Origin of the sequence: Nonomuraea sp. C10 (assembly GCF_008017515.1) — a bacterium.
In the GTDB taxonomy this organism is placed as follows: Bacteria; Actinomycetota; Actinomycetes; order Streptosporangiales; family Streptosporangiaceae; genus Nonomuraea; species Nonomuraea ferruginea.
The window spans coordinates 2,390,253-2,401,931 of the sequence record NZ_VPFF01000003.1; the positions used below are offsets into that span (position 1 = coordinate 2,390,253).

The window sequence follows — 11,679 nt, forward strand, 5'->3', positions numbered from 1 at the left end:
TACGTCCAAACTATTGACGGGCCGTTGAGGCGTGTGTGAGCCTCTAATTGCTCATGCGCGAGGGCGCGGCGATGGTCAGGGTCCTGCAACCTGGTCGTGCATGGCGGTCATCTGTTTGTCCTCAGGTGCGCTCTTTCGGCGTGCCAGGAAAGGGAGAGCCGCTCATGCGAAAGGCATTACTCAGCCTGCTCGCGATCATCGCCGTCCTGCTGGCCACAGCAGTGGTGCGGATGACTCCGGTCTCCGCCGTCGCGGCGGACCCGTACACCTACAAGAACGTGCGGATCGACGGCGGCGGGTTCGTGCCCGGCATCGTCTTCAACCCCACGGAGCGCAACCTGATCTACGCCCGCACCGACATCGGCGGCGCGTACCGCTGGAACCAGTCGTCGAAGTCCTGGACGCCACTGCTCGACTGGGTGGGCTGGGACAAATGGGGCTGGAACGGCGTGATCAGCCTCGCCACCGACCCCGTGCAGACCAACCGCCTGTACGCGGCCGTCGGCATGTACACCAACGACTGGGACCCGAACAACGGCGCCATCCTGCGCTCCACCGACAAGGGCGCCACCTGGCAGGCCACCCAGCTGCCGTTCAAACTCGGCGGCAACATGCCCGGCCGCGGCATGGGCGAGGCGCTGTCGGTCGACCCCAACCGCAACAGCGTGCTCTACTTCGGCGCCCCCAACGGCAACGGCCTGTGGCGCAGCACCGACTACGGCGCCACCTGGGCGAAGGTGACGAGCTTCCCCAACCCCGGCAACCACGCCGACGACCCGAGCGACCCCAACGGCTACCAGAGCCACCGCCCCGGCGTCGTCTGGGTGACCTACGACCCGCGCTCGTCCTCCTCGGGCACCGCCACCAGGACCATCTACGTGGGCGTGGCCGACAAGCAGAACACCGTCTACCGCACCACGGACGCCGGGGCGACCTGGCAGCGGGTGGCGGGCCAGCCGACCGGCTACATCGCGCACAAGGGCGTGCTGGACGCCCAGAACGGCCACCTGTTCATCGCCACCAGCGACACCAGCGGCCCTTACGACGGCGCCAAGGGCGACGTGTGGCGGCTCGACACCGCGACAGGCACGTGGACCCAGGTCAGCCCGGTGCCGTCGTCCAGCTCGGACGACTACTTCGGCTACAGCGGCCTCACCCTGGACCGGCAGGACCCCGGCACGCTGATGGTCGCCACCCAGATCTCCTGGTGGCCCGACGTGATCTTCTTCAGGTCGACGGACTCCGGCGCCACCTGGACCCGGGTCTGGGACTGGACCTCGTACCCGAACCGCAGCTTCCGCTACCAGATGAACGTCTTCGAGGTGCCCTGGCTGACCTTCGGCACCAACCCGCAGCCGCCCGAGGTCACGCCCAAGCTCGGCTGGATGACCGAGTCGCTGGAGATCGACCCGTTCGACTCCAACCGGATGATGTACGGGACCGGTGCCACGATCTACGGCACCGAGAACCTCACCCAGTGGGACTCCGGCGGTACGTTCACGATCAAGCCCATGGTCCGCGGGCTGGAGGAGACCGCGGTGCTCGATCTGATCAGCCCGCCCAGCGGCGCCCCGCTGATCAGCGGCCTGGGCGACATCGCCGGGTTCCGGCACACGAACCTGGACGCGGTGCCGCCGATGATGTTCACCTCGCCCAACTTCACCTCCACGACCAGCCTCGACTACGCCGAGCGGAACCCGTCCGTGATGGTGCGGGCCGGCAACTTCACCGACGCCGACCGGCCGAACGACAGCCACGTGGCCTTCTCCACCGACGGCGGCGCCAACTGGTTCCAGGGCAGCGAGCCCGGCGGGATCAACGAGGGCGGCACGGTCGCGGCGGCGGCCGACGGCTCCCGCTTCGTGTGGGCGCCGCGCGGCGTCACCCCGCACTACTCGGTCGGCTTCGGCAACTCCTGGACCCAGGTGCAGGGCCTGCCCACGGGCGCGATCGTCGAGTCCGACCGGGTCAACGCCTCGAAGTTCTACGGGTTCGACGGCGGCCGGTTCTACGCCAGCACGAACGGCGGCGCGTCGTTCACCGCCACCGCCGCCTCCGGGCTGCCCACGACCGGCAAGTTCAAGGCCGTGCCCGGCGTCGAGGGCCACATCTGGCTGGCGGGCGAGGGCGGCCTGTGGCGCTCGACCAACAGTGGCGCGTCCTTCACCAAGGTCTCCGGGATCACCGGCTCGGTGAACGTCGGCTTCGGCAAGGCCGCGCCCGGCGCGAACTATATGGCGATCTTCGCGGTGGCCACGATCGACGGCGTCACCGGCCTCTACCGCTCGGACGACACCGGCGCGAACTGGGTCCGGATCAACGACGACCAGCACCAGTGGGGCAACATGGGCGAGGCGCTGACGGGCGACCCGCGCGTGTACGGCCGCGTCTACCTGGGCACCAACGGCCGCGGCATCATCTACGGCGACCGCACAGGCCCGCCGGTCACCGTGACGCCCACGGTCACTCCGACGGTCACTCCAACTGTCACCCCCACGGTGACTCCCACGGTGACTCCCACGGTCACCCCGACCACCGGCACCGGTTGCACGGCCACCTACCAGGCGGGCAACCAGTGGCCCGGCGGCTTCCAGGCCGAGGTCACGGTACGCAACACCGGCGGCTCGGCCATCACCGGCTGGCGGGTGACCTGGACCTGGCCGGGTGACCAGAGGATCAGCCAGCTCTGGAGCGGCTCGCACACCCAGTCGGGCGCGAACGTGAGCGTGACCAACGTCGGCTACAACGGCAACCTGGCGCCGAACGCGTCCACGTCGTTCGGCTTCAACGGCAGCCAGACCAGCGCCGGCTCCACGCCGGCCCTCACCTGCACGCCCGTCTAGCCTGAGGGCGCCCCTCCGGGGGCGCCCTCACCCCTTGACGGCACCGATCAGCACGCCCTTGGTGAAGTGGCGCTGCACGAACGGGTAGATGACCAGCGCGGGGACCACGGCGACCACCACGATCGCCATCTTGATGGCCAGCGTCGGCGGCATGTCGCCCGCCCCGGTGACGCCCACGGTCGCCGTGGGCAGCGGGTTGGAGTCCACCACGTACTGCCGCAGCACCAGCGCCAGCGGCCACTTGCGGGAGTCTTCGAGGTAGAGCATCGCGTTGAACCAGGCGTTCCAGTAGCCGACCGCGTAGAACAGGCCGACGACGGCGGTGACGGCCTTCGACATGGGCAGCACGATCCGCCACAGGATGCGGAACTCGCCCGCCCCGTCGATCCGGGCGCTGTCCATGATCTCGCCGGGGATGTTCATGAAGAACGCCCGCATCACCACCACGTTGAACGCCGACACCGCCGTCGGCAGGATCAGCGACCAGTAGGTGTCCTTCAGCCCGAGCCCGCTGACCATCAGGTAGACGGGGATGATGCCGGGGAAGAACACGAACATCAGCAGCACCGCGAAGAGCAGCGGCCGGTGCAGGAACGAGCCGGGCCGGGCCAGCGAGTACGCGCCGAGGATGCTCACGCCCAGGCTGATGGCGGTGCCGACGACGGTGACGCCGGTGGCGACCAGCACGGCCCGCCGCACCACCGTGTCCGAAAATATCTGGATATAGGCGTCGAAAGTGATGCCCTCCGGGATCAGCACCAGCCCGCCCACCCGGTTCACCGTGGCCTTGGAGCTCAGGCTCGTCAGCACGATCGTGTAGAGCGGCAGGAGTACGGCCAGCACGATGACCGTCAGCACCGCGCCCTTGCCGACCCGCCCGGCCGGTGAGGGCGGCTCCTCCCACGCCGCGAGGCCCGACGGCTTCTTCCTCGTCGCCAGCAGAGTCATGATCTCGAATACACCCCTCGCTCGCCGAACGCGTGCGCCACCCGGTTGGCCGCGACGATCAGCAGCAGCCCGACCAGGCCCTTGAACAGCCCGGCGGCCGCGCCGTAGCCGAGATCCCCGGTGCGCAGGCCCGAGTAGAAGACGAACGTGTCGAACACCTCCGACACCTCGCTGCCGACCGCGCCGCGCTGCAGCATGAACTGTTCGAAGCCGACGTTCAGCGCGTCGCCCAGCCGCAGGATCAGCAGCAGGATGATCACCGGCCGCAGCCCCGGGAGCGTGATGTGCCACATCCGGCGCCACCGCTTGGCGCCGTCGACCGCCGCGGCCTCGTACAGGCTGGGGTTGATCGTGCTCAGCGCGGCCAGGAAGATGATCGCCCCCCAGCCGGCGTCCTTCCAGATCGTCTGCGTGGTGAGCAGCAGGATGAACGTGTCGGAGTTCGTCATCCAGTCGACGCCCTCGTGCCCGCGCTCGCGCAGCAGCTGCGCCAGCAGGCCGGCGCCGCCGAACATCTGCTGGAAGATGGCCACCACCAGCACCCAGGAGAAGAAGTACGGCAGGTAGACGACGCCCTGCACGAAGGCCCGCAGCCTGGCCGAGACCACGCTGTTGAGCAGCAGCGCCAGCATGATGGGCACCGGGAAGTAGAAGATCAGCTGGAAGGCGGTGATCGACAGCGTGTTGACGATCGCGCGCAGGAACTGCGGGTCCTGGAAGAGCAGCGCGAAGTTGGTGAAGCCGATGACCGGGCTGCCCAGGATGCCGCCCGAGTAGGGGCTGTAGTCCTGGAAGGCGATGATGTTGCCGAGCCCGGGGATCCACCAGAACGCCACCACGAGCAGCAGCATCGGCAGGTTCATCAGCAGCAGCGGCCAGTCGCGGCGCAGCTTGGCGCGCCAGTCCGCGGTCCTGCCGCGTTTCCTGCCGCGTTTCCCGCCGGCCCGGCGCCGGGCCGGCTTCTCGGCGGTCACGGCGGGGGAGCTCACAGCCGGCCGTTCTCCTTGGCGACCTTGCTGTAGAACTCGCGTGCCTCGTTGCCGCCCTGCTCCTGCCATTCCTTCACGATCGTCTTCCACTCGGAGACCGGCCGCTTGCCGCGGTAGATCTCGTTGAGCTTGTCCTCCGTCGGCTGGACCAGGCCCGCCATCTTCGACGGCACCTCCACCCGGATCCCCACGAACGGGTCGTTCTCCAGATACTTGGCCGCGCCGGTCTGCCAGTCCCACAGCGACTGGACGAGGCCGTCGTACTGGCTCATGGAGTTCGCCGGCGGCCGTCCCGACAGGAACATGTACGTGGGCGCGACCTCCTTGCGGCCCAGGGCGGTCTGCGCCACCTTGCCGTCCTCGACCTTGTAGTGCTCGCCCTCGACGCCGTTGTTGACCAGCTCGTACTCCTGGGTCCCGAACGGGGCCGAGCACCAGTCGGCGATGGCCAGCAGCTCGCGGGTGCGGGCGTCGCCCAGGCCCTTCTTGACGAAGCAGAACATGCTGGCGGGCTCGTTGCGCCAGACGATGGGGGCCTGTCCGGCGGTGGCCGCGAACGGCGCCACGGGCTGCTGGTCGAACTTCGGGTTGTCCGGCAGGAAGCGGCCGAGGTTCTCGTGCCAGGAGCCGAGCCCGTCCTTCAGCATCATGAGCTGGCCGCTGCCGAACGGCGCCTTCTGGTCGGCGAACGCGTTGGCCACGATGTCGGGGTGCACCCAGCCGTTCTCGAAGAGCTTGGTCAGGAACTCCACCGCCGCCGCGAACTCGTCGGTCTCGTACTTGTGGACCAGCGTGCCCTGGGCCGTCTTGCGCCACTCGCGGGGAGCGCCGAAGGCGCGCTGGAGCTCCTGGTCGACGCCGCCGAAGGCCCAGCGCTTCTTCTTCGCGTCGGTCAGCTCCTTGCCCAGGGTGAGCAGGTCGTCGGTGCTCCTGGGGTGCGGCAGGCCCAGCTCGTCGAGGATGTCCTGGCGGACGAAGAGGGCGAACGGGAAGGGCTCGTTCTGCCAGGGGATGCCCTGCAGCACGCCGCCGAACACGCCGAACTGCCAGGCGGCCGTGTCGTAGTTGGCCAGCAGTGGGAACTCCTTGGCCTTGTCGCCGGCGAGATAGGGCGACAGGTCGGCGAAGAGCTTGTTGGCCGCCTCGGTGAAGCGGGCGATCTTGATCAGCTCCCAGCCGGGGATCTGCATCAGCTCGGGGACGTCGCCGCTGGCCAGGAGGGTGGAGACCTTCTGCACGTAGGTGTTGCCGTCGGAGATGTTGAACCGGACGGTGCCGCCGAGCCGCTCGTTGACGGCCGCGTAGTAGGAGTTGTCGCCGAGGCCGGGAGGCACCGTGCCCCACAGCGGGGTCATCGCGGTCACCTCCTTGCCGCTGGTGATCGGCTTGGTGGTGACCGCCTGCACCATCTGGGCGGGCCGGGTGAGGAAGCCGGGGGCGACGAACTCGTTGCCGGGCAGGTCGGGCCGCAGGCCGGGGATCTCGTACGGCATACGGGTCGGCACCAGGCCCGCCAGCTTGTCGGCGGCGACCGCGGTGCCCTGGGCGGGCCCCCGCTTCTCGGCGCAGCCGGTCGCCGCCGCCAGGACGCCCGCGCCGACCAGGCCGAGGAACCCTCGGCGAGTCGTCGGATTCATCGCTCGCACCCTTCTCCGAGTGGGAATGGCCAACTAGGATTAATTAGTTGGTATTACGCCCAAACAAATTAGTAGACTGTGACCGCGACCACAAGGGAGCGGCACGGTCACAGGTTGGTGAAGGGAGCCCGCGATGCGGCATGCTGGGGTCACTTCTCGGTGGGAACGGGGCTGATATTGATCACATCCACGACCGGCCCGCAGCCGGCCGACTTCGCGGACGTCCGGGCCACCAATCTCGCGGTCGTGCTCCGGTTCGTACGCGAGCACGCGCCGTGCTCCCGCGCTGACATCGCCGCCAACACGGGGCTCAACAAGGCGACTGTCTCCAGCCTGGTCGCCGACCTGATCGACCGCCGCCTGGTGCGCGAGACCGGGCTCACCGAGAACCGCGTCGGCAGGCCCGCCACCATGCTCGTCCTCGACGGCTCCCCGTACGCCGCGATCGGCGTCGAGATCAACGTCGACTACGTCGCCGCGGTCGCCACCGACCTGGCGGGGCAGCGGCTGCTGGCCTGGCGGCGCTCCTTCAGCGCGGGGGAGTCGGTCAACCAGGGCGTGGCCAACGTCGCGGCCGTCGTCCGGCGGGTGGTCAACCGCATGGCCAAGGAGGAGCGGCAGGTCCTCGGCCTGGCCGTGGCCGTGCCCGGCCTGGTCGACGTGCAGGGCACGGTGCGCATCGCGCCCAACCTCGGCTGGCGCGACGCCGACATCGGCGGCGACCTGGCCAAGGCGCTGCGCGACCCCGGCTTCTCGATCCAGGTCGACAACGACGCCAACCTGGCGGCGCTGGCCGAGCAGCGCTTCGGCGGCAACGCGGGGGCCGACGACCTGGTCTACCTGACCGGGCAGATGGGCGTCGGGGCGGGCGTCATCCTCGACGGGCGGCTGCGCCGCGGCGGCCTCGGCTACAGCGGCGAGCTCGGCCACGTCCAGCTCGACCCCGAGGGCCCCGCGTGCCGCTGCGGGCGGCGCGGGTGCCTGGAGGCGATGGCCGGCATCGGCGCCGTGCTCCGCCGGGCCGACCCGTCACCGGCCGAGATCGAGATCGAGCTGGAGGAGGTCGTCAGGTCCGCGCGGGCCGGCGACGAGGCCACGCTGGCGACGCTCGCCGCCGTGGGCGCCGGCCTGGGCAGGGGCGTGTCGATCATCGCCAACCTGCTCAACCCCCAGGTGGTCATCCTGGGCGGCTACTACGTGGCGCTGGCCCCGTGGCTGCTGCCGCCGGTGCGCGCCGCGGTGCGCGACGGCTCCATCGCGCCGCAGGCCGGGGGCTGCGAGGTGGTGGCCTCCACGCTCGGTCACGACGCGGCGGCGCTGGGCGGGGCGGCGCGGGTGCTCGACTCGCTCGATTCGGGAAGATTGCCCGGCGGAATCTCACGAACCACTTGACCTAGCTTCACAGACGCGTGCACCCTTCATGAAACCCCCAGAAACACCGACGTAACTCCACCGGCCGGTCATCGAAGCGCTTCGACACTCCCCCCAGAGGATGGCCATGCACGAACCCTTCCGCGACCCCGAGATCCCCCTTCCCGACCGGATCGCCGACCTGTCGCGCAGGCTCACGCTCGAGGAGAAGATCGGCCTGCTCCACCAGTACCAGGCGCCGATCGACCGGCTGGGCGTGGCGGCGTTCCGCACCGGCACCGAGGCCCTGCACGGCCTGGCCTGGCTCGGCCCCGCCACGGTGTTCCCGCAGGCCGTCGGGCTGGCCTCCACCTGGGACCCGGAGCTGCTGCGCCGCGTCGGCGAGGCCACCTCCGACGAGGTGCTGGCCTTCCACCACAAGGACCCGACGGGCGCCGGGCGCAACGTGTGGGCCCCCGTCGTCAACCCGCTGCGCGACCCGCGCTGGGGACGCAACGAGGAGGGTTACTCCGAGGACCCGTGGCTCACCGGGCTCCTGGCCGCGGCGTACGCGTGGGGCCTTCGTGGGAGCGATCCCCACGTGCTGAAGACCGCGCCCACGCTCAAGCACTTCCTCGCCTACAACAACGAGACCGACCGCTGCGTCACCTCCAGCAACGTGCCGCCCCGGGTGCTGCACGAGTACGAGCTGCCCGCCTTCAGGCCCGCCATCGAGCAGGGCGCCGCGGTGGCCGTCATGCCCTCCTACAACCTGGTCAACGGCCGGCCCGCGCACCTCAGCCCGCTCATCGGCGAGGCGCTGCGCGCCTGGGCGCCGGACGACCTCCTCGTGGTCAGCGACGCCTACGCGCCCGGCAACCTGGTCACGCTGCAGGGCTACCACGACAGCGCCGCCGAGGCGTACGCGCACGCGATCAGAGCGGGGCTGGACAGCTTCACCCAGGACGACGACCGGGCCGAGGCCACGCTCGGGCACGTCAGGGAGGCCCTGGATCGCGGCCTGCTGGCCGAGGACGACATCGACGCCGCCGTGCGTCACCTGCTGTCGATCCGCTTCCGGCTCGGCGAGTTCGACCCCGCGACCCCGTACGACGACGTCACCGAGGAAGTCGTCAACTGCCCGCGCCACCAGGACCTGGCCCGCGAGGCGGCGCGGCGCTCGTTCGTGCTGCTGGAGAACGACGGGCTGCTGCCGCTGCGCGACGTCGCCACCGTCGCGGTCATCGGCCAGCTCGGCGACACGCTCATGGAGGACTGGTACAGCGGGACGCTCCCGTACGCCGTCACCGCACGCGCCGGGCTGGCCGAGCGGTGCGCGACCGTCTTCTGCGAGGGCGTCGACCGGGTGACGATGACCGCCGAGGCGGGCTGCGTGACGGCCGACCCGGCGGGCGGGCCGCTCAGCCTCGGGTCCGAGCCCGGCACGTTCGACGTGTTCGACTGGGGCGGCGGCGCCTACGCGCTGCGCGCGGTGGCCACCGGCCGGTTCGTGTCCGTGGACGACGGCGTGCTGGTCAACGACCAGCCGGGGCCGAACGGCTGGGAGGTGCGCCAGACGTTCCGGATGGAGGAGCGGCCGCGCGGGGCCGTGGCACTGCGGCACATCTCCACCGGCTGTTACGTCGGCGCCGCGGCCGACGGGACGCTCCGCCTGGTCGACGACGCCGACCAGGCGCTCTGGCTGGTGCCCGAGGTGGTCAGGAGCGGCGCGCGGCAGGCCGCCGAGCTGGCCGCCACCGCCGACGTGGCCGTCGTGGTCGTGGGCGACCACCCGCTGGTGAACGGCCGCGAGACCGAGGACCGCAGCACGCTCGCGCTCGCCCCCGCCCAGGACGCGGTGGTCCAGGCCGTGCTCGCCGCCAACCCGCGCACGGTCATGGTGATCAGCAGCGGCTACCCGCTCACCTGGGGCGCCTCCGGGGTGCCGGCCGTGCTCTGGTCGTCGCACGGCGGGCAGGAGTACGGGCACGCGCTGGCCGAGGTGCTGCTCGGCGACGCGGACCCGGAGGGCCGCCTCACCCAGACCTGGTACCGCTCCGAGCAGGAGCTGCCCGACCTGCTCGACTACGACATCATCACCGCCGACGCCACCTACATGTACTTCCGGGGCATCCCGCGCTACCCGTTCGGGCACGGGCTCGGCTACACCGAGTTCGGCTACTCCGGCCTGACGGTCGAGGTGGACCCCGGGGGCATGGTGCGCGCCTCGGTGACCGTGACCAACACCGGGCCGCGCGAGGGCGTCGAGGTCGTCCAGTTCTACACCCACCAGCAGCGCTCCCGCGTCAAGCAGCCGCTGCGCCGGCTGCGCGGCTTCGAGAAGGTGCGGCTCGCGCCGGGCGAGAGCCGCGTCGTCCGCCTCGACCTGCCCGTGCGCGAGCTGGCCTGCTGGGACGTGACCAGCGGCCGGTTCGTCGTGGAGCGCGCGCCGCACCGGCTCATGGCCGGCCGCAGCGCCACCGACCTGCGCGTCACCGCCCGCTTCGAGGTCGACGGCGAGACCATCCCGCCGCGCCGCGGGCTGCTGCGCGCCGTCGACCACGACGAGTACGACGCGGTCACGTTCACCGAGGCGAGCCGCGAGAACGGCGACGCCGTCCGCGCCGACGCCGAGGGCGCCTGGATCCTGTTCCGGCAGGTGGACCTCAACGGCGCCGCCTCCTGTCTGGCCGTGCTCGGCAGCACCGAAGGCGGCATGATCACGCTGCGGATCGGCGACCCCCTCTACGGGCAGCCGATCGCCACCCTGCCCGTGCCCCGCACCGGACGGTACGACCTGCACGCCATCGTCACCTCCCTTGCGGCCACGCGGGGAGTGCACGATCTTTATGTGGTGTTCGAGAACGAGGGCGTCACGCTGAGCCAGATCGACTTCGGAGCGGCGACTTGAGCGGGCGCACGGTCACCATCACGGAGGTCGCCCGGCACGCCGGCGTGGCCGTCAGCACCGTCTCGTACGTGCTCAGCGGCAAGCGCACGATCTCGGCCGGCACGAGGCGCCGGGTGCTCGACAGCATCGACGCGCTCGGCTACCACCCGCACGCCGGCGCCCGTGCGCTGGCCAGCAAGCGGTCCAACGTGATCGCCCTGGTGCTGCCGCTGCGCGCCGGCATGCACGTGCCGGTGCTGATGCGCTTCGCCAGCGCCGTCGTCACCGCCGCCCGTCGCTTCGACCACGACGTGCTGCTGCTGACCGCCGACGAGGGCACCGACGGCATCAGGCGGGTGGCGGCCAGCGCGCTGGTCGACGCGTTCGTGCTGATGGACGTCGAGCTGGACGACAGCAGGGTGCCGCTGCTGCGCGAGCTGGCCGAGCCCAGCGTGCTCATCGGCTTCCCGGCCGAACCCGCCGGCCTGACCTGCGTCGACCTCGACTTCGCCGCCGCCGGCGCGCAGTGCGTCGCCCACCTGGCCGAGCGCGGCCACTCCCGGATCGCCCTGCTCGGCGCGCCCGCCGTCGTCTACGAGCGCGGCACCGGCTTCGCCCGCCGCACCCGCGAGGGCTTCGTCGCCGCCGTCGCCGCGCACCGGGTGACCGGGGTGGCGCTGCCGTGCGAGGAGACGTTCGACGAGGTGTACTCGACGTTGAGCAGGCTGCTCAGGGACCAGCCGGACCTTTCCGGGCTCGTCGTGCACAACGAGGCCGCGGTCGGCCACGTGCTCAGCGCCCTGCGCCAGCTCGGCAGGCGCGTCCCCGAGGACGTGGCGGTGGTCGCCATCTGCCCGGACGACGTGGCGGAACGTGCCAGCCCCCCGCTCACCTCGGTCCTGATCCCGGCCGAGGAGGTGGGCCGGGAGGCGGTCCGGCTGGTGATGGACAAGCTCGACGGCAAGCCCACCCCCGACGCCACCCTGCTCACTCCCCACCTGGCCCTGCGCGCCAGCACCTGA

Annotated in this window: 7 protein-coding genes; 4 read left to right on the forward strand and 3 right to left on the reverse strand. The window is 70.9% G+C overall.

Features of this window, described 5'->3' with window-relative positions; all coding sequences use genetic code 11:
* The first annotated feature begins 164 nt into the window (after nt 1–164).
* Complete coding sequence (locus FR742_RS43390; protein WP_148036972.1) at nt 165–2,843, forward strand: cellulose binding domain-containing protein; 2,679 nt, start codon at nt 165–167, stop codon at nt 2,841–2,843.
* A gap of 27 nt (nt 2,844–2,870) precedes the next feature.
* Here FR742_RS43390 and FR742_RS43395 read toward each other — a convergent pair whose 3' ends face one another.
* From FR742_RS43395 to FR742_RS43405, 3 genes are read right to left on the reverse strand one after another with little or no spacing between them, the layout of a single operon-like run.
* Nucleotides 2,871–3,791, reverse strand: a complete 921-nt coding sequence (locus FR742_RS43395; protein ID WP_148036973.1) for a carbohydrate ABC transporter permease — start codon at nt 3,789–3,791, stop codon at nt 2,871–2,873.
* Nucleotides 3,788–4,849 (reverse strand): sugar ABC transporter permease, encoded by a 1,062-nt coding sequence (locus FR742_RS43400; protein ID WP_148036974.1) that lies wholly within the window; start codon nt 4,847–4,849, stop codon nt 3,788–3,790. Before FR742_RS43400 ends, FR742_RS43395 begins: the two co-directional genes overlap by 4 nt.
* Nucleotides 4,777–6,417 carry an extracellular solute-binding protein gene (locus FR742_RS43405; RefSeq protein WP_148036975.1) on the reverse strand — a complete coding sequence of 547 codons (1,641 nt, stop codon included), beginning with the start codon at nt 6,415–6,417 and terminating at the stop codon, nt 4,777–4,779. Before FR742_RS43405 ends, FR742_RS43400 begins: the two co-directional genes overlap by 73 nt.
* Before the next feature lie 177 nt (nt 6,418–6,594).
* On the opposite strand from FR742_RS43405, the gene FR742_RS43410 reads away from it, so the two are divergent.
* The 3 genes from FR742_RS43410 to FR742_RS43420 all read left to right on the forward strand — a co-directional run bounded on the left by FR742_RS43410 (nt 6,595) and on the right by FR742_RS43420 (nt 11,679).
* Nucleotides 6,595–7,809 (forward strand): ROK family transcriptional regulator, encoded by a 1,215-nt coding sequence (locus FR742_RS43410; protein WP_148036976.1) that lies wholly within the window; start codon nt 6,595–6,597, stop codon nt 7,807–7,809.
* A 106-nt stretch (nt 7,810–7,915) separates the two neighbouring features.
* Nucleotides 7,916–10,678 (forward strand): glycoside hydrolase family 3 protein, encoded by a 2,763-nt coding sequence (locus tag FR742_RS43415; RefSeq protein ID WP_148036977.1) that lies wholly within the window; start codon nt 7,916–7,918, stop codon nt 10,676–10,678.
* Entirely contained in the window at nt 10,675–11,679 is a 1,005-nt protein-coding gene (locus FR742_RS43420) for a LacI family DNA-binding transcriptional regulator (protein WP_148036978.1), read from the forward strand. Before FR742_RS43415 ends, FR742_RS43420 begins: the two co-directional genes overlap by 4 nt.